Below are 23084 nucleotides of genomic sequence, written 5' to 3'. Positions count from 1 at the left end.
GTTCACCCATTGAGCGGTCCTCGGATATTGCGTTCGGCGGCACGTTTGATCAGGTTGGCCGATAACTCGGCGCGGCGCTTGGTGGAGTGGCCGTCGATTCGCTTTCGCACCACACCGTCGGCGAACACCACGATGATCTCGACGAACCAGCGGCCGCATTCCTCGACGACGACGGTCTGCACGTCCAGGGCTTCGTCGGCCGAGCTGTCAGCGCGAACCACCGTCGGTGGGCGTTCCGGCCCTCCCCCGTCCGTCGGCCGCTCAGCCATCAGAATCACCCCGGCGGCTCCCGCCGGCCCTGCAACGGGATGCGCAGCGACTTGGTTGCATCGTCCCAGAATGCACCAGCGATGCCCGAAATTGCGCGGTCAGCGAGCACTTCGCGGATGAGCAGCGATCGATCACCCGCCGGGTTACGTTGCTTCAACAGCAGTCCCCCGCTGCGCGGACCACGCAACGGGATCAGCCACAGGTCGCCGTCGCGGATCACGGCGGCGACCGCGTCGGAGGGAAATCGACTGGCCGCCAAAGCCGCATCCAGTCGCAGATAGCCATCGGCGGTGAATTCGACGGCGCTCTCCGGCGCGACGGCCGGCCGGAGGGCGGCCAGATGGTCGGCCTCGATCCGGTCGATGACCAGCTCCATCGCCGCCTGCACCGGCGCGGACAGGTCCGCGCCGAGCTCCACGGCTTCCACCTCGACGAGATAGACGGTGATGTCGGTCGGGCAGTCCTCGCCGAGCGCCCAGCGGGCGAACGCGATGGCATGGTCCCATCGGAACGAATGGGTATGTAGGCCCTGCAGTGGCGGTAGGTCCGCCAACTCCGCTCCAGGCACTTTGAAAATGGTGCCCGGCGCCGAACCCGTCGCCGCTGCGTCGACGATGACCACCCGCTCGGCGCCGCGCATCTGGAACGCCACATCCATTCCCGCGGTACCCCCGTCGACCAGACGTGCACCCTCGGGCATGCCGCGTTCCCAAAGATGGCGGATCAGAACGGGTCCGACACCATCATCACCGCGCAACAGATTGCCGCAACCGACCACCAACACCGCACACCCCGGGGGCGCGAGGTCGTCCGTGTCGTCGGCAGGTCCCAAGCCGCAGTCGTGCGCAGTCAGCGTCACACCATCCCGTTGATCACGAACCGGGACAACTCTTTACCCGTCTTGCCGTCATAGGCGTGCACGGTGCACACCAGACAGGAGTCGAAGCTGCGCGCGACGTGGCCGAGTTCCACCGGGTCCTCGGGGTCCACGATCGGCGAACCGACCAGCGCGCTCTCGATCGGACCGAGCACCTGTCCACTGTCTCGCGGACCGATGTTCCACGCAGTGGGGGTCACGACTTGATAGTTCTTAATCTTGTTGTCCTCGAGCACAATCCAGTCTGAAAGCGCACCGCGTGCGGCTTCGGTGGAGCCGAACCCCATGCCCTCGGCGTGCTCAATGGGCTTGGAGTAGAAGCTTTCCTTGAGGTCGAGCTGGTCGAGCCACTCGCGGGTCCACTTGTAGTACTTCGGGCCCTCATGCATGCGTGCGAGCTGGCGGACCATGACGCTGGGCCCGATCTTGTTGTACATGTCCACGAACAGCGGGTCGTTGTCCTGGTGCGCGGCGGCATTGGGACCACCGGCCGCCATCCGACGGGCCAACGGGCCGGCTTCCAGCGGGATATTGCCCAGGTTGCCTACGGCATACCGAGGTGACTTGGCCCAGCTGTACTTGCCGTCTTTGCGCCCCTGCTCGGGGTCGATCGGAATGGTCTCCCCCTCGAATGGATGCAGCGCGCGGCTGCCCTCGTAAAACGAGTGCGTGACGTCCTCGCGAACGTTGGCCTGGTCGAACTCATACCACTGGCCCTTCGCGTACACACCGGAGCGGCCGATCAGAGCGGCATTGCGCCCCTCGATGGTCGGATGCTCATACAGCGACGGGTCGAAGTAGGTGCCAGTAGCGATGTAGTTGCCGACGCCGGCGCCGTACTTGTCCAGGCCGACGTCCAGGCAGTAGCGGATGAAAAAGCCGCAGTCGCTGTTGTATTGGGATTCGTTCTCGTCCACCCAGGCCAGCACGTCTTCCCAGGTCTTGTTCTCCAACCAGCGGTCGATGGTGCACCCGAGCCAGCGTGCTTCCAGCCAATTGTCCTTCCAGTGCTCGAGGATCGCGATCGAGCGGGTGACGTCGGACAGCGTCGGCGCGCACATCACCCCGCCGGGCACCATGAAGCTCGAGTGCGGCCACTGGCCACCGAAGATCGCGTACACCTCGACCGGTTTTGCCGAAAGCACTACGCCCGGTTGGTAACTCGTACCGACGTAGGGGGCGAACCGACGCACCGCTTCGTCGTAGAGCTTGGACTTCCCGTAGTTCTTGTTGGTCAGGTCGATCGCGAACAGCGCGTAGAAGTAGCGCGGGATGGACTGCAGTGTTTCACAGGCCTGGCAGATATTGCGCACCAAGGTGGCGTTGGGCGGCATGTGCGTTCGCCACGCGGTGTCCAACGCGTACGCCGATTTGTAGAGGTGGCTGCCGCCGCAGATGCCGCAGATGCGAGGACACACGATGAGGCCGGCCTGCGGGTCCTTGCCGCGCAAGATGATTTCGAAGCCACGGAACATCGCGGCCTCGGTCCAGGCCGACGTGACGACGCCGTCCTCGACGGTGACGCGAACGTCGAGGTCTCCCTCGACGCGGCCCAATGGGCTGACATAGAGGTCGAGCGCAGTCATAAATGATCCTCTCTAGGGCTTACCGGGATTTGGAGCACTGCCAGGGCTGTGGGTGTGGCGGTCGTCAGACCACGAACATGTCTTCTTTGGACCATTGCGGCGCGGCGATGCGGGCGGCCGCGGCGTGCGCCATATAGGTCAGGTGATCGGATCCCTCCGGCACTTCCCTCGGGATCATGCCGCTGACCTTCTGCGTCTTGAACACAGTCCCTGGCGCGAGATCGAAGTGCGGGAATTCCGGTTCGGTGCAACCCAGGCACGGCATACCGGCTCGTGTCTTCGACGACTGGCGGTTCCACAGGATCCGGTTGCACGGTGAGTGGGTCATCGGACCGCGGCAGCCGAACTCGTAGAACAGGCAGCCGGTGCGGGTGCCCTCTCCGAACGACGTCGTCGATTGCTTGTACTCAAAGAATTGCACTCGCGTGCAACCGGTCTGGGTGAACGTCTTGAAGAACGTCTCGGGCCGGTGCAGTTCGTCGAGGGTGATGTCGCCGGCTCGACCGGTGGCCAACGCGACGAGGATCTGCGTGATCCAGTCGGGATGGGCCGGGCACCCGGGAATGTTGATCACGGGCAAGCCCATCTTGGATCGAAAGTCCGGACCCAGAAATCCGCCCTTGTCGCGCTTGTGGAATTGCAAACCCGTCGATGCCGACGGGTTGGGCTCCATGGCCGGGATGCCGCCGAAACATGCACAGTCACCGATCGCCACGACGATCTGTGCGGCCGCGGCCAGGTCGGTGACCCAGTCCTTCATCGCGCGATCCGCGAACATGTCCATGCGGCCGGTGCCGTTTGGCGCCTCGATGACCGTGCCCTCGAACACGAATATGTCCAGCGGTCGCTCGCCATTGGCGCAATCCCAGAAGACCTTCTGCGCATTCTTTCCGAGTTCGAGCCCCAATGACGGATGCCATAAAAGATCCAGGCCGAAATCGACAATCAAGTCGACAACATTTGGCTCTTCGGCATTAAGAAACGACATCGTGTTCCCACTACATGCGCCGCCTTGAAACCATAAAACAGAAGCCATTGGAAACTCCTTCCGAAATGGCGGCCGAGGTCGCGGCCGCATTGCCGAATCGTGGGCTGACGTCGGTTTTACTGCGGGAGACGCCTGCCGAATGCTCGCGCTACCTGTACCAGGAAACCCAAGCCTCGGTTGACGTCTTTGTCCTTGCTGACCCGCCACAGCCCGAACAACCCTTTCGGGCCCCCGGGGTCCGCCGTGGCGGCCGCTTTCCCCACGACGAGGGCCTGGCCTACCTCCGCCAGCACGTCGACGGCCTGCGGATCGACGAGCGGAGACCGCAGGATCTTGGTGAGCGCCGGCGCGGCAGTGACCAGCGACGAGGCCAGTTCCGACATGCTCGCGGCAAGCGCCGGCAGATCGACCGACCCTGCGTCGGATGCCACGCCGTCGAAACCAGGCAGGCCGGCCATCGAGGCGCTGCGCGCTCCCGCGCGCAGCTCGCCGACGGTCGAGGCTAACGTCTCACTGATCTCGTCGCCGCGACGCACAAAGCCGTCGAGGCCGGTCAGCAGGATCGCCAACAGATCGGCGTGGTCGAGCAGGCTGTTGAGCGCCGCGGCGACGGTCGGGTCGTCGAGCCGGTCGCGCAACTGGTCGTACGGCGAAAGTGTGACGACCTGACCGTTTGCCGGCATGGCACCTCCTGGACGGATCGGGTGGGCTGTTCCCCGACTTCGCGTGGGTCGCAGCGAGCTGTGGCCCCGATCACAAGCTAGCGGGCGGTTCGCGTTCTGCCTATCGCTTTCGCGCAGCAGCTGTCAGGATTACGAAGAGTTAAGCGCGTTGATGCGCGCTCAGGCGCTGGGAGACTTGCATGATTGTCACCGATTGTTTAGTGAGCACTTCACAATTCGATGATGTGTCAATGCAGCTACAACCAGGGGCTACATGGTGTCGCGGCTGACCCGTCTGGGCTATATCGACGTCCGCCGCACGGCGAACCCCGTGCGGCGCAAGGTCCGTTCGCGAGGCGTTCCGCCGGCCCTCGCGGACAACGAGATCTTCTACACCGAAAACCCGGCCGAAGCCACCCGATTGATGGGCAAAGCGTTGGCGCCGTTGTCATTGCACGTGGGGCCGGATGACGCCGCCGGGTTTGCTGCGACCATGCACGGCGTGCGGCTGCGCAACGTCAGCATGCTGTACCTCGACGTGCATGTCGCGGCCACGGTCGACATCCCCGTGCTCGGCCAGTACTTCGGTGTGCACATGCCCATGAACGGACGTGCGATGGTCGATCACCGCGGCCGCAACTTCGAAGCCAACACGATCCGCGCGGTAGTGACCAGCCCGGGCGAGGCACTGCGGATTCAGTTCGACCACGACTCTCCGCAGTTGCTGATCCGGATCGAGCAGCGCGCCATGGCCGCCCACCTCACCCGGCTACTGGGCCGAACGCTGACACGGCCGTTGGAATTCGAACCCGAATTCGACCTTGCCAGCGAGGCCGCCATGCGTTGGCATACCGCGGTTCAGCTCATCCACAGCGAAGTGTTCCACCCCGGATCGCTGATCCAGCGAGGCCAGGGCATCGGTGCGATCGAGGAACTGGTGATGAGCACCCTGTTGCAGCTGCAGCCGTCCAACTACCACGAAGAGTTTTTGCAGCCGGCTCAGCCAGATTCACGGCGGGCCGTCGTCCATGACGCCATGAACTTCATCGACGACCATCTCGCTGAGCGCATCACCATGGACGATCTCGCCAGAGTGGTCCATATGAGTGTCCGCTCGATCCAGCAAGGCTTCCGCGACGAACTGAACATGACGCCGATGACCTACGTTCGCGAGCGCCGGCTGGAGCGAGTCCACGAGGAGCTGATGGACGCGATGCCATCCGACGGGATCACCGTCACGGCCGTCGCCGAACGATGGGGCTTCAACCATCTCGGGAGTTTTGCGGTGGAATACCGCAAGCGGTGGGGCGAGGCGCCCTCCGACACCCTGCGGCGTTAATCTCCCGCCCGGTCGTTGCTAGGACGCACGAGGAACCGCGCTCACCTGGCGCCAGCCGAGCTCGGGACGGGAGACCAGGTGCTCGATGAGTAACTCGGTGGCCATGGGTGGCGTGGGTTGGCTGACGACATGCCAGGGCCGCTTGATCGGAGTGCCCGGCACGGCCAGCTCCACGAGTGTGCCTGCGTCGAGCTCGCGCTGCACCGCCTGCCGCGACACCAGCGCGACGCCCAGCCCCGCAACGGCCGCCGCCACCACCGCACCGTGCGAGCCGAGCACCAGCTGTGGAGGCGCGACGTCGAGTTCCTCGAGCAGCGTCATCAGCGTCGAGCGGGTGCCGGAACCCTGCTCACGCAGCAGCCAGGTGGCGGTGCCCGGCGCAAAGCCGTCGGCCAACTCCGGGCACCCGACCACGATCAGCGTGTTCGGGCTGATCGCGCGGACCCGGACTTTCTTGCGCAAATCCTCGGGCGGCCGACCCGCGAACACCAGGTCGACTTCGTGGCGCGCCAGCATCGGCCACAGCGCGCTGCGCGCGGCCACCTCGACATGCAGGACCACCCCCGGATGTTGCGCGCGAAACGACGCGAGAGCCGCCGGGATCAGCAACTCCCCCGCCGATGTCACCGCGGCCAGCCGAATCGAGCCGTTCTCCGGATCCGCCTCGCCGCGCGCAGCCAGAATCGCCTCGTCGTGTAGGCCCAGAATGCGGCGCGCGTACTCCACATAGCGCAGACCTGCCGGCGTCAATCGCACTCCCCGGCCGTGCCGATCGACCAGCGTGATGCCGATGTCACTGCTCAGAGCGCGCAACGCCGAGGAGATCGACGACTCGGTGACCACCAGACGTTCGGCGGCCCCGCGCACCGACCCGGTATCTGCCACCTCAACCAGCGCCCGCAGGCGCGCGTTCGTTGTCATGCCGTCTCCCGCGTCTCGAACACCCGGCTGGCCAATAGATCTACCGCCTCGATCGTGGTCAGCTCGGCCAGGCCGACCGGCGTGTCGGCGTCGGCAAGGAGCCGGCGCGCGTGCCGCAGCCGGGCCCGCTCCAACGCGTTGCGTACGCTGCGCGCGTTGGCGAACCACGGCTGGTCGCGACGAAGGTGCAGGTAGCTGCGCAGCACGCCGCGGGCCTCCTCGGAGAACCGGTAGCCCAGGCCGGCGATCATCAGACCCGCGATGTCCTCGAGTTCGCCGACGGTGTAGTCCGGGAACGTGATGTGGTGGGCGATGCGACTCTGCATTCCAGGGTTGGCCGAGAAAAATTGGTCCATTTTGTCCGCGTAGCCGGCCAGGATCACTACCAGGTCGTCCCTGTTGTTCTCCATCACCTGTAGCAGGATCTCGATGGCTTCGCCGCCGTAGTCCCGCTCGTTCTCGACCTTGTAGAGGTAGTAGGCCTCGTCGATGAACAAAACACCGCCCATCGCGCGCTTGATGACGTCCTTGGTCTTGGGTGCCGTGTGCCCGACGTACTCCCCGACCAGGTCGTCGCGGGTGACGCTGACCAGATGGCCGCGGCGCAGGTAGCCAAGCCGATGCAGCAGGTCGGCCATCCGCGTTGCCACCGTAGTCTTGCCGGTGCCGGGGTTGCCCGTGAAGCACATGTGCAGGGTCGGCTGGGCCGCCCGCACGCCGAAACGTTCCCGCATGCGGTCGACCAACAGCAGCGCCGCGATCTCCGCGATGCGGGTCTTCACCGGCTCCAGGCCGACCAGCTCGCGGTCCAGCCCCGCCAGCACGTCATCGATACCCGAGGTGGCCCGGGCCGCCGCCAGGTCGACGACGGCGTCCGAGTCCAGCGGCTGCGTCTCCGGTTCCGGTTCGGCGAGAGCCGGCCGGTAGCCGAACGCGGTCATGACGACTCATACCTCTGCCCGCTTGGCCGCTCGGTGGCGTAGGCGAACGTGCCGTAGCCGATCTGTCGGTTGGCCCGCTCGGCGCGGTCCAGCCGGAAGCCGGGCTCCTCGGCGGGCCGGTTGACGATGAACGACAGCGCCGTCGTCTGCCGACCCAAACTCGCGTCGTACGCGTTGAGGCGGATGTAGCTGTTTGGGTTTGCCGCCCGGCACGCGTTGACCTCGAGCAGCACGCCCGCCGCGTCCTTGAGGTCGAACATCGGGAGCCCCCACATCTCCCAGTAGATGTTGCGCGGATGCGGGTCGTCGGTGAACTCCACCGACAGCGGCCAGCCGTGGTCGAGGGCGTAGTTGATCTGGGCGGTGATCTCCTCGTCGGTGAAATCGGGCAGGTACGAGAAGGTGCCCTGGGTGATTCGCATGATCGGCTCCTCTGGCTCGCTCAGACCCGGGTCGGCGTCGCGACGACGTCCGGGGTGTCCGTGGATTCGTAGTTGAAGGTGATGTCGCCCCAGGTCGCCAGCGCGGTGTCGAGCGCGCGGTTGCGTGCGGCGGCTTTCTTCAGGATGTCGGGGCCTTCCTGGTAGTAGTCGCGGCCTTCGTTGCGGGCCTTGATCATGGCCTCCAATGCGACCCGGTTGGCCTCGGCACCGGCGGCGATTCCCATCGGGTGTCCGATCGTGCCCCCGCCGAACTGCAGCACCACGTCCTCGCCCAGGTAGTGGATGAGCTGGTGCATCTGACCGGCGTGGATACCGCCGGAAGCGACCGGCATGACGCCGGGCATGGATGCCCATTCCTGGTCGAAGAACAGGCCCTTGACCGGGTCGGCTTCGACGCGGTCAAGGCGCAGTGTGTCGTAGAACCCGGCCGTGGTGTTGGGGTCACCCTCGAGTTTGCCGACCACCGTTCCGGCGTGGATGTGGTCGACCCCGGCCAGCCGCATCCACTTCGAGATCACCCGGAAGCTGACGCCGTGCGACTTCTGCCGCGTATAGGTGCCGTGCCCGGCGCGGTGCAGGTGCAGGATGACGCTGTTGTCGCGGGCCCATTTGGCCATGGATTGGATCGCGGTGTAACCGATCGTCAGATCGATCATCACGATCACCGACCCGAGCTCGGCGGCGAAGTTCGCCCGCTCGTACATCTCCTCCATCGTCCCGGCGGTGACGTTGAGGTAGTGCCCCTTGATTTCGCCGGTGGCGGCCTGCGCCCGGTTAACGGCTTCCATGCAGAACAGGAAGCGGTCTCGCCACCGCATGAATGGCTGAGAGTTGATGTTCTCGTCGTCCTTGGTGAAGTCCAGTCCGCCGCGCAGCGCCTCGTAGACGACGCGGCCGTAGTTGCGCGCGGAGAGGCCGAGCTTGGGTTTGGTGGTGGCGCCCAGCAACGGTCGGCCGAACTTGCCGAGGTGCTCGCGTTCCATCACGATGCCGTGTGCGGGCCCCTGGAAGGTTTTGACGTAATGGGTTGGGATCCGCATGTCTTCCAGGCGCAGCGCCTTGAGCGGTTTGAAACCGAACACATTGCCGATGATCGAACTGGTCAGGTTGGCAATGGAGCCCTCCTCGAACAGGTCGAGGTCGTAGGCGATCCACGCAATCCACTGCCCGGGCACGCCGGGCACCGCGTCGACCCGATAGCACTTGGCCTGGTAGTGCTCGAACGTGGTGAGGCGGTCCGTCCACACCACCGTCCACGTCGCGGTGCTCGATTCACCGGCGACGGCGGCGCCCGCCTCCTCCGGAGGGACCCCCTCCTGCGGGGTGATCCGGAAGGCACAGAGGACGTCGGTGTCCTTCGGCTGGTAATCCGGCTGCCAGTAGCCCATCTCTGCGTACGGGATCACTCCCGCGTTCCATCTGTCGGTCATGGCTCGAATCGTGTCAGCGAATAATCAACCTGTCTATCGATAATAGGCGGCTGATACTTAGGGGATTAGTTAAGTATCCAGCGAACCCCCATTCTTTCCACCGTTCGGGTGACGCCGCACTATCGGCGCTGCTCTTACGGTGTGCGCACCCCGAGAGACAGGAAGCATTGATGAGCACGTGCAGGAAGATCGCCCAGGCCATGACGGCGCCCGGCAAGGGCATCCTCGCCGCCGACGAGAGCATCACGACGATGTCGGCCCGTCTCGAGCAGGCAGGCGTCACCGCGACCTCGGACAGCCGGCGGAACTACCGCGAAATCCTGGCCAGCACGCCCGGGCTCGCGGATGGCGTCTCGGGGATCATCTTCTGCGACGAAACCCTGGGCCAGGTCTTCAGCGATGGGCGGCCGTTTCCGCAACGGGTCCGCGAACTGGGCATGCTGCCCGGCATCAAAGTCGACACCGGCGCGAAGCCCTGCCCGGGTTTGCCGGGTGAAACGGTGACCGAGGGGTTGGACGGGCTCCCCGGCCGACTGGCCCGGTATGCGGAAATGGGCGCGGCGTTCGCCAAGTGGCGGGCCGTGTTCAGCATCACCGATAGCACCCCCAGCTGGGGCGCCATCGCGTGCAACGCCAACGCGCTGGCCCGCTACGCGGCGGCGTGCCAGGAAGCGGGCATAGTGCCGATCGTCGAACCCGAGGTGCTGATGACCGGCGACCACAGCATCGCCCGGTGCGCCGAAGTCACCGCCGAGGTGCACGCGGCGGTGCGCCAACAGCTGGGCCTGCTACGCGTCGACCTGGCCGGCATCGTGCTCAAACCCAACATGGTGATCGAAGGCGAAGACCACCCCACCCGGGCCACGGCCGAAGAGGTCGCCGCGGCGACGGTTTCGGTGCTGCGCGCATGGCCGGCCGACCTCGCCGGTGTGGCGTTTCTGTCCGGCGGACAGTCGCCGACGCGTGCCACCAGCAACCTAACGGCGCTGCAGGCGCATCGCACACCCTGGCCGTTGACCTTTTCCTTCGGCAGGGCCTTGGTGTCACCGGCACTGGAGGCGTGGCGCGGTGATGAAACACGGGTCAGCACGGCGCAGCAGGCGCTATTGGGCCATGTGTCGGCCAACGCCTCCGCGGTGCGCCTGCGCGACGAGCTTCAGCCGGCCTGACCTGCGATACCCGCGCCATCCAGCGGGACCGTCACCGTGACTGTGGTACCCGATCCGGGCGTCGAGCGCACGGCCAGCCGCCCGCCCACCAGCTCGGAACGTTCTGTCATCGACAGCATGCCGTAGCTGGTCGGCGGCCGGGCGGACGGATCGAATCCGGCGATGCCGATCCCGTCGTCGGCAACCTCCAGTCGGGCTACGCCTGCCTCGACGGCAAAGCGCACCGTGGCGGTCATCGCGCGGGAGTGCTTCACGACGTTCTGCAGACACTCCTGCGCGATCCGGTATAGGGCCACCTCGACATGTTCGGGCAACCGTTCGTCGGCCAACTCCAGGTCGAGGTCTACCTCGGGGATCGTCGATACCAGGCTGGCCAGCCCGCCGGCCAGACCAAGGTCGTCCAGCACGGGTGGGCGGAGCCCGCCGATCGCCGAACGGGCTTCCGCCAGCGTGAGATCGACGAGATCGCGGGCCTTTTCGAGCTGTTCCGTGGCCTCGGCGCGGTCGTCGGTCTCGACGGCGTGGGCGGCCGCATCGAGCCGGTAGCTCAGGCTCACCAGCCGCTGAGAGATCCCGTCGTGAATATCACCGGCCAACCGTCTGCGTTCGGACTCCTGCGCGGCGATCACCTGTTCGGCGAAACTGCCGTGCACCCGTTCCCTCGCGGCCAACTGCCGGTGCACCCGCGCTTGGTCGAACGCGCCGGCGGTCAACCGCCCGATCGCCAGCAGCAGCTGGATGTCGCGGTCGGTGAACTCCCGGCGGGCCACCGTGTGCACATTGAGGACGCCGACAAGCCGGCCCGGTCCCGTCTCCATCGGCACCGAAGCCATCGAGGTGAAGTCTGAGCCGCGTAGCGCCGCGATCGGCACATAGCGAGGGTCTTCGTCTTTGCGGCTGGTGATGACAACGGGTTCCCGGTGTTGCGCTACCCACCCCGAGACTCCTTCGCCAAGCCGCAACTGAACCTGGCCGACGCATTCGTCGAACGGTGGCGTGGCGCCGGCCAGGGTCAGCGACCCGCCGGAATCATCGAGGACGTGCACGAAGCACACGTCGGATGCCGTGGCCGCAGTGATGAGTCGCGCAACCGCTGCCGCTACCGGCTCTATCGCCGGACCGCTGCCGGTGGCGGCCACGATGTCGAGCAGCAATGCGACCTCGCGGTCGGCGTCCACCAGGCCCCGCACCGATCCCGTCACTGGTAGATCCCTTCGCGCAGCGCGACCGCCACCGCCGCGGTGCGGTCATTGACGCCCAGCTTGCGATAAATGGAGCGCAGGTGACTCTTGACCGTCTCATCGCCGATAACGAGTTTGCTGGCTATGCCGCGATTCGACAGGCCGGCCACGACGAACGACAGGATTTCGCTCTCCCGCTGACTCAGGCCCTGTCGCGCGCCCGGCCAGAATTCGTCACGTTGCAGCCGAGCCGCAGTGTCGGCGGCCCGGGCGGCCAGGCCCGCGTCGATGGCGGTCGAACCGCTCTGGACGTACTCCAGCTGCCGCACCAGCTCGTCGCTGTTGATGCCCTTCAGCAGATAGCCGGACGCCCCGACCCGCAGGGCCTGGAACAAGTACTGCTCGTCCTCGTACACCGAAAGCAGGATCACCTTGCTCGCGGGATTGCGTTCGCGGATGGCACGGCACAGGTCGAGACCGCTGGCGCCCTGCATTCTGACATCGCAGAGCACAATGTCAGGTTGCAGGCTCTCGATGACCTTGAGTGCATTTTCGGCGCCGACCGCCTCGCCGACGACCCGCACGCGGTTCCGGAAAGAGGCGAGCATCGCTTTAAGGCCTTCGATAACCATTTCATGGTCGTCAACTAATACGACCCGAACGGGCCCGGTAATAGGCACTGCAGTAACCGCCGTCATGCGAACACGATAATTGCCGAATGCCGATGCCGTCATCTCCTTTTGCCGGATTTCACCGGTGAGAATGTCACCCCGGATTCCCCCGCGTTGGGGGATTCAGCGTTCCTGCATTGCCCCTAACGTGCTGACAACGAGTTTCAGGGAGGAATCGCTTTGGTGACACCAACTTTGGTCGCGTCCGTGCTGCCGGCGGACTTCGCCGCACTGGGCCGCGACGTCGCAGAGATCGAACGCGCCGGTGTCGACCGGATCCAGTGGGATGTCATGGACGGACGGTTCGTCCCGAATCTGACCTTCGGTCCCGACGTGATCGCGGCCTGCCGCGACCGAGTCGCAACGGGTTTCGAGGCGCACCTCATGGTCGAGGATCCTGACCCGATGCTGCCGCGCTGGGTGATCGAAGCGGGTTGCGAAATCGTGATCGTGCATGCCGAGGCGTGTCGGCACCTGCACCGCACCCTGTCGAGTATCCGCGGTCTTGGCGCCCGCGCCGGCGTCGCCCTTAACCCGGCTACCCCACTGGGCGCGGTCCTCGAGGTGCTCGACGTCACCGACCTGCTGCTGATCATGACGGTCAACCCCGGGTTCGGCGGGCAACGCTATTTAGCCAGCATGGAACCCAAGATCGCGGCCGCCAGAGCTGAAATCGACCGGCGCGGACTGGATATCGAGCTCGAGGTGGACGGCGGTATCGGGCCGGGCACCATCGCCGCTGCCGCAGCGGCCGGAGCTGACGTGTTCTGCGCCGGTTCGGCGCTGTTCGCCGGACCGAACATGACCGAGGCGGCGCACGCACTTCGCGCAGCCGCCCGCGAGACCAACGGAAGGCTGGTGGCACCGTGACCATCACACCCAGAACGACCAGCACACCGGCAACCACACTGCCCCGCAACGTGACCGAATCATACCCGGGCACAGACGAATTGGACCGGCTAGCCATCAACACGTTGCGGTTCCTGGCCGCTGACGGGGTGCAGGCCGCCGGCAGCGGACATCCGGGCCTACCGCTGGGTGCCAGCGCGATCGCCTGGACGTTGTGGTCGCGCCACCTGCACCACGACCCCGCCGACCCGCACTGGCCCGACCGCGACCGCTTCGTGCTGTCCGCCGGCCACGGCTCGATGCTGCTCTACTCCCTGCTGCACGTGTTCGGCTACGACATGCCGGTCGAGCAACTGCGCAGGTTCCGGCAGCTGGGCTCGCTGACTCCCGGACACCCCGAGTACGGTCATACCGCCGGCGTCGAAACCACCACGGGCCCACTGGGACAAGGGCTTGCCAACGCGGTCGGGATGGCGTTGGCCGAACGGATGCTGGCCGCGCGATGCAATACCGATGGACACACCGTCGTCGACCACCGCACCTGGGTGCTCGCCGGCGACGGCGACTTGATGGAAGGCATCAGCCACGAGGCCGCGTCACTGGCCGGGCACCTGCGGCTCGGCAAGCTGGTCGTGATCTTCGACGACAACGACGTCACCATCGACGGATCGGCCTCCCAAAGTTGCACCGACGACGTCGAGGGCCGGTTCAGCGCCTACGGCTGGCAAGTGCTCCGCGTCCCCGACGGGAACGACGTGGCCGCCCTCGACCACGCGTTCACCGAGGCGGTTCGGACAGACGATCGGCCCACCTTCATCCGGGTGGGCACGATCATCGGCTTTGGGGCACCCGGCGTCGAAGGCACCTCCAAAGCACATGGGAGCCCGTTGGGATCGGAAGTGCTGCATGCCATGCGCTCCCGCTTGGACTGGCCCGACGAGCATTTCCACGTGCCGCTCGCGGTCAGCGCGACCGCCGCCGTGGTGGCGGCGCGGGGCGGCGCGGCGCATGCGCGGTGGGCTCAGATGCATGCGTCGTGGCAGGTTGATCATCCGCAGCTTTCAGCGGACTTCCCGCTCGACACGGTTCCCGCCGCCGAGGACCTGTCGGTGCTCACGTCGCTGGCCGACGGCCTGGCCTCGGGGGGAAAGTCCGCCACTCGCAAGGCATCCGGCGCGGCACTGACAGCATTGGCCGCCGTCTACCCGGGGTTGGTCGGCGGATCCGCCGACCTGGCCGCCTCGACCAACACCGCGATCCCCGGTGGTGACATCACACCCGAGGACTACAGCGGCCGCACAATTCATTTCGGTATTCGCGAGCACGCGATGGCGGCAGTGATGAACGGCATCGCCCTGCACGGCGGGCTGCGCCCCTTCGGCAGCACCTTTCTGGTGTTCGCCGACTACCTGCGCCCGGCCTTGCGGCTCTCAGCATTGATGAAATTGCCTGTGGTGTACGTGTTTACGCACGACTCCGTGCATGTCGGTGAGGACGGCCCCACCCATCAGCCGGTTGAACAGCTGGAGTCGCTTCGACTGATTCCGGGGCTGACCGTGCTACGCCCGGCCGACGCTGCCGAGACCGCGTTGGCGTGGCAACTGGCGGCCGACAACACCGACGGCCCGACGGCTTTGGTGCTGAGCCGACAGGATCTGCCGGTACTCGGCGGTGCTGGGCTGGACGACATCCGCCACTACGGCATGCGGGTGGTGCGGCCGACCGCCGACACCGCTCATGTGATCCTGGCGGCCAGCGGCTCCGAGGTCGCCTTGGCACTCGAAGCCGCCGAATTGCTCAGCGAGCGCGGGATATCGGCGATCGTCATCTCGGTGATGTGGCGCGAACGCATCGCCGCCGCGCTGGAGGCCGACGGCACCACACTGCCCGATCTGCCGGTCGTGTGGATCGAAGCCGGCGTGACCAATGGCTGGCGCGCACTGGCGCGGCCGGCGGACACGGTGATCGGCATCGACCGCTTCGGCGAGAGCGGGCCGGGTCCCGAGGTGGCTGCGCATCTGGGCCTGACCCCGGCGGCGGTCTTCGACGCCGCGCTGCGCAGCATCGCCGCGGCGTCCGGATGACTCGCGGGTGATCTTCGACGTCGAGATCCCCCGGGTGGCCCAGGCCTAGCAGATGCGCGGAAGTTGCTCGCCCAGTTGACGTTCGATGACCTGTGTGGTGCCAAATGGCGTCCGGCCCACCACCAGGCCGGGATGTTCGGCGACAACCCGGCCGATGATCGCGGCGTTGACCCCCTCGGGACGCGACCGCATGGCGTCCAGCACTGCCTCACTGTGCGCAGGGTCGACGAATGCCACCATCTTTCCCTCGTTGGCCACCTGTAACGGGTCCAGCCCAAGGAACGAGCATGCCGACGAAACCGTATCGGGGACAGGGATTGCCGCCTGATCGAGTTCGATACCGACCGAGGCGGCGCGGGCGATCTCGACGACCGCGGCAACGAGACCACCACGGGTAGGGTCGCGTAGCGCGTGCACGCCGGCACCGGCGGTGGCGAGCATGGCCGCAACCAGTCGGTGCAGTGGTGCGCTGTCGGTCGTGACGACGGTGCCGAAGTCGATGCCCTCGCGCACGCTCATGATGGCTACGCCGTGTTCGCCCAGGTTGCCTGACACGATGATGTGGTCGCCGACGCGGGCCCTCTCCGGCCCGACGTGCACACCCGCCGGCACGACTCCTACCCCGGCGGTGTTGACGAAAAGCTGGTCCGCACCGCCCCTGGCAACCACTTTGGTGTCACCGGTGACGATGCCGACCCCGGCGTCGGCGGCCGCCCTGCCCATGGTTTCTGCGACCGCGCCGAGCACGTCCAGCTCGAGCCCCTCCTCGAGGATGAACCCGGCCGTAAGCGCGAGCGGTTGGGCTCCGCTGCACGCCAAGTCGTTGACGGTGCCGTTGACCGCCAGGTCGCCGATGTTGCCACCCGGGAAGAAAAGCGGTTGCACCACATATGAATCGGTGGTCAGCGCGATCCGTCCGCCAGCGATGTCGACTAGTGCGGAATCACGGGCCGCACCGGCCGTGCCGCCGAACGCGGGCAGAAATAGATTCTCGATCAGTTCCTCGGAGAGCACACCTCCACCGCCGTGGCCCAGCACAATCCGTTTCATCTCGCGCAGCGGCAGCGGACACACCCAGTCGGCCGGATCGGTGGCGACACGCGACTCAGGCATGGGCTGCGGCTTCCAACCGCCGGAATTGGTAGTAGGCGGCGCAGGCGCCTTCGCTGGACACCATGGTCGCGCCCAGCGGGGTGCGCGGTGTGCATGACTTTCCAAACGCCGGACACTCGTTGGGCTTCAACAGGCCCTGCAACACTTCCCCGCTGCGACATTCCGCTGATTCGGACACTCGCAGATGCCCGACCCCGAACTTCAATTCGGCGTCGAACTCCGCGTAGCGTGGCGACAGCGTCCACCCGGACTTCGGGATCAGGCCAATGCCGCGCCATTGTCTATCCGTCACCACGAACACATCCGCGAGGGTCTGTTGCGCGACCGCGTTCCCGGCGGCGGTCACCGCGCGGGGATAGGCGTTGCGCAGCTGTGGGGTGCCCGCCTCGAGAAGGTCGATAGCTTGCCGTACGCCTTCGAGCAAGTCCAGCGGCTCGAAACCGGTCACCACGATGGGAACCTGAAACTCCTCGACCAGCGGACCGTATTCGGCGGTGCCCATCACTGTGCAGACGTGTCCGGCCGCCAGAAACGCCTCGACCCGGTTGGTCGGCGAGCTCAAGATCGCCGTCATGGCCGGGGGCACCAGCACATGCGAGACCAGCATGGAGAAGTTGGTGAGGCCGAGTCGCTGCGCGTGCACAACTGCCATCGCGTTGGCCGGCGCGGTGGTCTCGAAGCCGACACCGAAGAACACCACCTGCTTGTCGGGATTGTCAGCCGCCACCCGAGTGGCGTCCAAGGGCGAGTACACGATTCGGACGTCACCGCCCCGAGCACGCACACCGAACAGATCCTGAGTGCTGCCCGGCACCCGCAGCATGTCGCCGAACGAGCAGAAGATCACGTCATCGCGGGCCGCGATCTCCAGCGCACGGTCGATCATCTCCAGCGGCGTGACACAGACCGGGCATCCCGGTCCGTGAATGAATTCCACCGCACCGTCCAACAATTGGTCAATGCCGTTGCGAATGATCGAATGTGTTTGCCCACCACAGACTTCCATGATGGTCCAGGTCTTGGTGGCGCGCCGCTTGATGTTGGCGACCAAGGTGCGCGCGGCCGCTGGATCACGAAATTCATCGAGGTATTTCATGCCGGCTCCCTTCTGCCCTGGCCTTCGTCCCCGGCCAGTTCCTCGTCCAGCACGCCGAGGTCGTGGAACATTCGCAGCGTCTCATTCGCCGACGCCTCGTCGAGTCGGGTGATGGCGAATCCGGCATGAACGATGGTGTACTCCCCGATCTGCATGTCCGGAAGGTAGGCGAGGCACACGGTTTTGGTGGTGCCGCCGAAGTCGACGGTGCACATCCGCGTCCCCGCTTCGTCCCATGTGTCGATGACCTTTCCGGGAATTCCGAGACACATACCTATGCCCCCCTTTCTTGCTGCCGTGCCGCGATCACGGCCTGACCTAACGCGAGTCCGCCGTCGTTGCACGGCAACACCGCATGCGTCAGCACCTCGAAACCATTGCCGGCCAGTTCGTTACGCAACCCGTCGCGCAGCAGACGGTTGACGAACACACCGCCGGTCAGCCCGACGGTACCGACGCCGGCGGCCGCCTGACCGACTGCCTCCGCCGTGGCTCGGATGACGGCGGCGTGGAACCCGGCGGCGAGATCGGCCGGCGTCGTGCCGGCTCGCAAACCCCGCACCAACGCGGTGATCAACGGCGTCGGGTCCAACACACCCTCGGTCACCTCGAAGTCCAACGGTGCCGGTCGGCCCCGGCGCGCGACGTGCTCGAGTTCGACGGCCGCCTGCCCCTCGTAGCTCACCTCCTGGCACACGCCGAGCAGGCTGGCGACCGCGTCGAACAAGCGGCCCATGCTGCTGGTCTGGACACATCCGGCGCCAAGTGGAAGCTGTTGGGCAAGGACGTAACGCGCCTGCGCACTGAGACTCTCGACCGCCGGGAGGTCCGGCGCCCACTCGATCCCGGCTCGGTACAGAAGGTCCAGGGCGATGCGGGCCGGCTGGCGTACGGCCCCGTCGCCGCCGGGCAGTGTGAACGTTTTGAGGTGTCCGACCCGGGTGCAGGCGGCCGGGTCGCTGACCATCAGGAGTTCACCGCCCCAGATGGTGCCGTCGGTGCCGTAGCCCGTGCCGTCGAATGCGACCGCGAGCATCGGGGAGGCGAGCCGGCCGTGCTCGGCCAGCAGAGACACCGCGTGGGCGTGGTGATGTTGCACCCGCACGACCGGCCGGTCCTGCCGCTGTGCCCAGCTGGTGGTGGCATACGACGGATGCAGATCACACGCGATGACCGTGGCATGCCGGTCGGTCATGAACGCCAGGTGGTCGAACGCGGACTCAAAACATGTCTGGGTCCGCGGGTCGGCCATGTCGCCCAGGTGCGACGACAGGTGCGCGTTGCCGTCGCAGGACAACAGACAAAACGTCGTCTTGAGGTCCCCACCGGTTGCCAGCACGACGGGGGCATCGGCCGCGGCGGGAATCGAGACGGGAAGCGGCGCGTAACCGCGGGATCGTCGGATCGGCACCACGGCGCCGTCGTCGTCAACCGTGAGGACCGAGTCCTCGCACGGCACGTGGATGGGCCGGTCGTGCGTGAGCACGGCATCCGCCAGCCCGTCGATCCAGGTCAGGTCGCAATCGCGGAAGACAATCGGGGATCCCCCGTTGTTGGCCGACGTCATCACCAGCGGCACCGGCCCCAACCGATCGAAGAGCAGATGGTGAACCGGCGAGTAGGCCAGCATCACACCGATTTCGGACAGGCCAGGTGCCACCCCGGGGAGCATCGAGTCGTCGCGGGCGGCCAGCAAGACTATCGGCGCCGCAGGCGACTGCAGCAACTCAGCCGACGCGGCCTCGATATAACAAAGACGTTGTGCCGCAGTGATATTCGCTACCATCACCGCAAACGGTTTGGCAGGCCTGTTTTTTCGGCGCCGCAGATCTGCGACCGTCGCGGCATTGTCGGCTCGGCAGGCAAGATGGAACCCGCCGATGCCCTTGATGGCGACGATCAGGCCGTTCTCGAGCGCCTGCGCAGCGGCGGCAAGCGGTTCGAGGCCCTCACCGGGACCACGCCAGGACAGGGTCGGTCCGCAGTCCGGGCAGGCGATGGTTTGCGCGTGGAACCGTCGGTCGGCGGGATCTCGGTACTCGACCGAACAGGTGGCGCACATCGGAAACTGCGCCATGGTGGTCGCGGGCCGGTCGTAGGGCAGGTCGGTGATCACCGTGTAGCGCGGGCCGCAGTTGGTGCACGTGATGAACGGGTGACCGTAACGACGGTCGGCGGGGTCGCGGAGTTCGCGCAGGCAGTCGGCGCAAACGGCGATGTCGGGGGGCACCAGTGTGCGCCGGTCAGCGACGGCCCGGCTGCCGATGATGCGGAACTCGGATTCGCCATTAGGAGGCAGTGCAATGGCCTCGATGGAATCGATGCGGGCCATCGGCGGGCGGTCGACGCTGATCGCCGAGACCGCAGCCTGGACCGCATCGGGTGCGCCCTCGAACTCGCAGTGCACCGACCCGGAATCGTTGTACACACACCCGGCCAGGCCGTGACGTGCGGCGATGCGCGCGACTGCGGGGCGGAATCCAACGCCTTGAACGACGCCGGCAATATGGAGGCGCAATCGCACGCTCGCTAGTGCGCCACGCTGACTGCCCACCACCAACCTCCTGAGCAGCAAGCACTCCCGTGTCTATGGGCTGGCGACACGGGCGGTTACGCTCAGGTTAGACCGGGCCCTGATGTGTCGACAATCACAATTTCGCACACAAAGTCTGCGTTTTTCCGCACTTAATTCTCGCGACAGCGTTGTCCCCTTCGAGGCAGCATGGTGTAGTGCACGAACTGTCGCTGTGTAGGGCTATCGCTGGTGTCGTGAAGCCCCATGCGGCGGGTCGTCACGTCGATATAGTCCGTGTCCAAGTCGGCGCGCTACGACAGGTGGTGCCCGATTCTCTGGAGTTCTGTTGGTCGTTGGTGTGTCAGCACCTCGACGACAACATGGTCGATGCCGAGCTGGAACTCGACCTGGTGCTCGCCGAGGTCCGGTGCCACACCTGCCAGCAACAGTCGCGGATTGAGTCTCGATACTCGGTCTGCTGTCCGAGTTGCGCGAGCACCGACGTTGACGTGTTGTGCGGCAACGAGTTTCTGGTCACGTCGGTCGAAGTGTCATGAAAGGGCAAGTGCGTGGGTAGATTTCATCGTCACGACGACGGCACGGTACACAGCCATGACCACGACCCCGAGGGCCACCAGCACGAGCACGGCGACCACAGCGGATACGCGTCCGGGTCGCAGCGCATCGAGGTGCTCGAGTCCATCTTCGCCGAAAACGACAGTCGCGCCGCCATCAACCGCCACGCCTTCGAGACCAACGGCATCCGCGCCTTGAACCTGATGAGCTCGCCGGGATCGGGAAAGACCACGGTGCTGGCCGCCACCCTGGACGCACTCGCCGCCGAGTTGTCCCTCGGGGTGATCGAAGGCGACATCGCCACAGACCTCGACGCCGCGAAGCTCGACGGCCGGGGCGCGCAAATATCACTGCTCAACACCAGCAATGGCTTTGGCGGTGAGTGCCACCTGGACGCCCCCATGGTCAACCGGGCACTGCAGGGGCTCGAGCTGGCGGCACTGGACCTGGTCATCATCGAAAACGTCGGCAACCTCGTCTGCCCTGCCGAATTCGACGTCGGCGAGCACGCCAAGGCAATGGTCTACTCGATCACCGAGGGTGAAGACAAGCCGCTGAAATATCCGGTTATGTTTCGGTCGGTGGATGTCGTGCTGCTCAACAAGATCGACCTGGCCCCCCACCTCGACGTCGACATAGCGACCTACGTCGACCACATTCGACAAGTAAATCCGACCGCAGAGATACTTCCGATAAGTGCGCGCACCGGTGACGGCATGACGACGTGGTTCAACTGGTTGCGGCAGTTCTGCTCCGCGAATGACGCCCGCCTTATCCGTGAGACGGCGGATCAGTAGCTCGGGCGTCGCACGGAATACACAGAACGCCAACGGCTTTCAATCTTCAACACCCGACGATGCTCCAGCGCAAGCCAAACCAGGCCGGCTACGATCGCTGGTACCCCGACCGTAGCCATCGTCAGCGTCCAGTCCTGGTGCCCATACGCTGCCGCGGCGACGCCGCCAGCCAGCGACGCGACACCCAGCACGATCGCCATCAGCCCCGGCCAACACAGTCGGTCGATGAAGAATTCGCCGGCATGCGGACACGTCGTGCGGAAATGATCGGTCGGATCTGCGGTGTCACCCATGGCTTCTCCTCGGTAGAGCTGAGACGAAGCTAGTGGTGACGATTCGATCGGCCCTCCCCCATCCGGGTGGTCGGCGACGTGATTCTGCCTATGGCGTCAGCGATCCTCAGTGCCCGCTGAGCGTCAGCGTTCCCTTCGTTTGAAGCACTTTGCTGGCGGTGATTTTCTCGGTCTTACGCGCCTCGCGCTCCAGGTAGCGCTGCTTGGATTCGTCGAATTTGTCGGAGGCTTCTTCGAGTTCCTTGACCAGCGCGGCGAGGTCGTCGCGCATCCTTGCGGCCTCACCGGTGAAGTCTTCCCGTTCGAAGATGCGCCACTTCTTGAGCACGGGCATAACCACTTCGTTGAGATGGATGCGCGGGTCGTACACACCGCCGACGGCGATAATTACCGCCTTGCGCCGAAACTCCGGGACCGTGAAGCCGGGCATCTTGAAGTTGCGCAGGATTCGGTGCACCGATTTCATCGCTTGATTGGGCGCGATGTCCAGACCTGCGGCGCTGACATCCCGGTAGAAGATCATGTGCAGGTTCTCGTCATGCGACACCCTGGCCATCAGCTGTTCTGCGATCGGCTCATTGCTGACTTTGCCCGTATTGCGGTGCGAGACGCGGGTGGCCAATTCTTGAAATGAGACATACATGACGGAATCGAACAGACTCTCAGCAAACATATCGCCCTGCCGATTCTGGCCGGGGCTGAAACCCCGCGTCATTTGCTCGAGGCGGAGCTTCTCCAGCTCTACCGGGTCGACCGCGCGGGTGACCACCAGGTAATCGCGCAGCGCCGTGCTGTGCCTGGCCTCTTCCGCGGTCCACCGATTCACCCATTGCCCCCAGGGGCCGTCCATGCTGAAGTTCATCGCGATTTCACGGTGATAGGACGGTAAATTGTCCTCGGTCAGCAGGTTTTGAACAATCGCCACCTGGGCTACGTCGGGGAGCCGGGTCTGCCCAGGCTCCCAATCTTGGCCGTCCAGCGCATAGAAATTTCTGCCATCCGACCAGGGCACGTAGTCGTGCGGATTCCATTCCTTGAACATCGACAGGTGGCGGTTGAGTAGCTGTTCGACCACCGGTTCGAGTTCGCGGAGTAGCTGCACGTTAGTCAGGTCCTTGGACACGGAATCCCCTCAGTTATCTCTCTACATGATGTATATGTGTCGTGCGGTTACATTAAGATGGCACACCCGGGGTGAAGGGAAATAGGGTCCAAAGTCCTTTTACGACCCAAGCGGGCGTAGCGAGCGATCAGACGGCCACTGCCGCAGCCACTTTCGGCGC

23 protein-coding genes are annotated in these 23084 nt (G+C 65.5%); 6 read left to right on the top strand and 17 right to left on the bottom strand.

What is annotated here, in order from left to right; all coding sequences use genetic code 11:
• Window positions 1-2 precede the first annotated feature (2 nt).
• The 5 genes from AAHS21_RS10115 to AAHS21_RS10095 all read right to left on the bottom strand — a co-directional run bounded on the left by AAHS21_RS10115 (window position 3) and on the right by AAHS21_RS10095 (window position 4404).
• Window positions 3-269, bottom strand: coding sequence for a hypothetical protein (locus AAHS21_RS10115; protein WP_342927545.1), 267 nt, complete (start codon window positions 267-269; stop codon window positions 3-5).
• A 5-nt stretch (window positions 270-274) separates the two neighbouring features.
• Entirely contained in the window at window positions 275-1129 is an 855-nt protein-coding gene (locus tag AAHS21_RS10110; RefSeq protein ID WP_342927544.1) for a hydrogenase maturation protease, read from the bottom strand.
• Window positions 1126-2733, bottom strand: a complete 1608-nt coding sequence (locus AAHS21_RS10105; protein WP_342927543.1) for a nickel-dependent hydrogenase large subunit — start codon at window positions 2731-2733, stop codon at window positions 1126-1128. The genes AAHS21_RS10110 and AAHS21_RS10105 overlap by 4 nt, the downstream gene beginning before the upstream one ends.
• Before the next feature lie 64 nt (window positions 2734-2797).
• The gene (locus tag AAHS21_RS10100; protein ID WP_342927542.1) at window positions 2798-3769 is read right to left on the bottom strand and encodes a hydrogenase; all 972 of its coding nucleotides are present in this window, start codon (window positions 3767-3769) and stop codon (window positions 2798-2800) included.
• 68 nt (window positions 3770-3837) lie between these two features.
• Window positions 3838-4404, bottom strand: a complete 567-nt coding sequence (locus tag AAHS21_RS10095) for a DUF1641 domain-containing protein (RefSeq protein WP_342927541.1) — start codon at window positions 4402-4404, stop codon at window positions 3838-3840.
• Between the two features lie 253 nt (window positions 4405-4657).
• Between AAHS21_RS10095 and AAHS21_RS10090 the strand changes: the two genes are divergently transcribed.
• On the top strand, window positions 4658-5722 hold the full coding sequence (locus AAHS21_RS10090) for an AraC family transcriptional regulator (RefSeq protein WP_342927540.1): 1065 nt from the start codon (window positions 4658-4660) through the stop codon (window positions 5720-5722).
• An 18-nt stretch (window positions 5723-5740) separates the two neighbouring features.
• On the opposite strand, the gene AAHS21_RS10085 is transcribed toward AAHS21_RS10090, so the two are convergent.
• The 4 genes from AAHS21_RS10085 to AAHS21_RS10070 are packed head-to-tail and all read right to left on the bottom strand — an operon-like array spanning window position 5741 to window position 9457.
• The gene (locus AAHS21_RS10085) at window positions 5741-6643 is read right to left on the bottom strand and encodes a LysR family transcriptional regulator (RefSeq protein ID WP_342927539.1); all 903 of its coding nucleotides are present in this window, start codon (window positions 6641-6643) and stop codon (window positions 5741-5743) included.
• Window positions 6640-7584, bottom strand: coding sequence for a CbbX protein (gene cbbX, locus AAHS21_RS10080; RefSeq protein ID WP_342927538.1), 945 nt, complete (start codon window positions 7582-7584; stop codon window positions 6640-6642). Before cbbX ends, AAHS21_RS10085 begins: the two co-directional genes overlap by 4 nt.
• Window positions 7581-8006, bottom strand: coding sequence for a ribulose bisphosphate carboxylase small subunit (locus AAHS21_RS10075; RefSeq protein ID WP_342927537.1), 426 nt, complete (start codon window positions 8004-8006; stop codon window positions 7581-7583). Before AAHS21_RS10075 ends, cbbX begins: the two co-directional genes overlap by 4 nt.
• 20 nt (window positions 8007-8026) lie before the next feature.
• Entirely contained in the window at window positions 8027-9457 is a 1431-nt protein-coding gene (locus AAHS21_RS10070; RefSeq protein WP_342927536.1) for a form I ribulose bisphosphate carboxylase large subunit, read from the bottom strand.
• A gap of 170 nt (window positions 9458-9627) precedes the next feature.
• Between AAHS21_RS10070 and AAHS21_RS10065 the strand changes: the two genes are divergently transcribed.
• Entirely contained in the window at window positions 9628-10626 is a 999-nt protein-coding gene (locus AAHS21_RS10065) for a class I fructose-bisphosphate aldolase (RefSeq protein WP_342927535.1), read from the top strand.
• On the opposite strand, the gene AAHS21_RS10060 is transcribed toward AAHS21_RS10065, so the two are convergent.
• Together AAHS21_RS10060 and AAHS21_RS10055 are read right to left on the bottom strand one after the other, a co-directional pair.
• The gene (locus tag AAHS21_RS10060) at window positions 10614-11828 is read right to left on the bottom strand and encodes a GAF domain-containing sensor histidine kinase (RefSeq protein WP_342927534.1); all 1215 of its coding nucleotides are present in this window, start codon (window positions 11826-11828) and stop codon (window positions 10614-10616) included. The two genes, AAHS21_RS10065 and AAHS21_RS10060, sit on opposite strands and share 13 nt — an antisense overlap.
• The gene (locus tag AAHS21_RS10055) at window positions 11825-12505 is read right to left on the bottom strand and encodes a response regulator transcription factor (RefSeq protein ID WP_342927888.1); all 681 of its coding nucleotides are present in this window, start codon (window positions 12503-12505) and stop codon (window positions 11825-11827) included. The genes AAHS21_RS10060 and AAHS21_RS10055 overlap by 4 nt, the downstream gene beginning before the upstream one ends.
• Before the next feature lie 156 nt (window positions 12506-12661).
• Between AAHS21_RS10055 and rpe the strand changes: the two genes are divergently transcribed.
• Together rpe and tkt are read left to right on the top strand one after the other, a co-directional pair.
• The gene (gene rpe / locus AAHS21_RS10050) at window positions 12662-13348 is read left to right on the top strand and encodes a ribulose-phosphate 3-epimerase (protein ID WP_342927533.1); all 687 of its coding nucleotides are present in this window, start codon (window positions 12662-12664) and stop codon (window positions 13346-13348) included.
• A gap of 50 nt (window positions 13349-13398) precedes the next feature.
• Window positions 13399-15411, top strand: coding sequence for a transketolase (gene tkt, locus AAHS21_RS10045; RefSeq protein ID WP_342927532.1), 2013 nt, complete (start codon window positions 13399-13401; stop codon window positions 15409-15411).
• A gap of 45 nt (window positions 15412-15456) precedes the next feature.
• On the opposite strand, the gene hypE is transcribed toward tkt, so the two are convergent.
• The 4 genes from hypE to hypF are packed head-to-tail and all read right to left on the bottom strand — an operon-like array spanning window position 15457 to window position 20144.
• The gene (gene hypE, locus AAHS21_RS10040) at window positions 15457-16524 is read right to left on the bottom strand and encodes a hydrogenase expression/formation protein HypE (protein WP_342927531.1); all 1068 of its coding nucleotides are present in this window, start codon (window positions 16522-16524) and stop codon (window positions 15457-15459) included.
• Entirely contained in the window at window positions 16517-17620 is a 1104-nt protein-coding gene (gene hypD, locus AAHS21_RS10035; RefSeq protein ID WP_342927530.1) for a hydrogenase formation protein HypD, read from the bottom strand. Before hypD ends, hypE begins: the two co-directional genes overlap by 8 nt.
• Window positions 17617-17892, bottom strand: a complete 276-nt coding sequence (locus AAHS21_RS10030) for a HypC/HybG/HupF family hydrogenase formation chaperone (RefSeq protein ID WP_342927529.1) — start codon at window positions 17890-17892, stop codon at window positions 17617-17619. The genes hypD and AAHS21_RS10030 overlap by 4 nt, the downstream gene beginning before the upstream one ends.
• 2 nt (window positions 17893-17894) lie before the next feature.
• Window positions 17895-20144 carry a carbamoyltransferase HypF gene (gene hypF / locus AAHS21_RS10025; RefSeq protein ID WP_342927528.1) on the bottom strand — a complete coding sequence of 750 codons (2250 nt, stop codon included), beginning with the start codon at window positions 20142-20144 and terminating at the stop codon, window positions 17895-17897.
• 206 nt (window positions 20145-20350) lie between these two features.
• Here hypF and AAHS21_RS10020 point away from each other — a divergent pair, with 206 nt between their 5' ends.
• Together AAHS21_RS10020 and hypB are read left to right on the top strand one after the other, a co-directional pair.
• Complete coding sequence (locus AAHS21_RS10020) at window positions 20351-20692, top strand: hydrogenase maturation nickel metallochaperone HypA (RefSeq protein ID WP_342927527.1); 342 nt, start codon at window positions 20351-20353, stop codon at window positions 20690-20692.
• Window positions 20693-20704: 12 nt separating this feature from the next.
• Window positions 20705-21508: a hydrogenase nickel incorporation protein HypB gene (gene hypB, locus AAHS21_RS10015; RefSeq protein WP_342927526.1), complete on the top strand. Its 804-nt coding sequence runs from the start codon at window positions 20705-20707 to the stop codon at window positions 21506-21508.
• Here hypB and usfY read toward each other — a convergent pair.
• Window positions 21502-21801, bottom strand: coding sequence for a protein UsfY (gene usfY / locus AAHS21_RS10010; protein ID WP_342927525.1), 300 nt, complete (start codon window positions 21799-21801; stop codon window positions 21502-21504). The genes hypB and usfY overlap by 7 nt on opposite strands.
• Window positions 21802-21907: 106 nt before the next feature.
• Entirely contained in the window at window positions 21908-22924 is a 1017-nt protein-coding gene (locus tag AAHS21_RS10005) for an acyl-ACP desaturase (RefSeq protein ID WP_342927524.1), read from the bottom strand.
• Window positions 22925-23084 lie beyond the last annotated feature (160 nt).

The sequence above is a fragment of the Mycobacterium sp. 050272 genome (genome assembly GCF_039023525.1).
GTDB lineage: Bacteria > Actinomycetota > Actinomycetes > Mycobacteriales > Mycobacteriaceae > Mycobacterium.
This window is presented reverse-complemented; position numbering and strand designations above follow the sequence as displayed.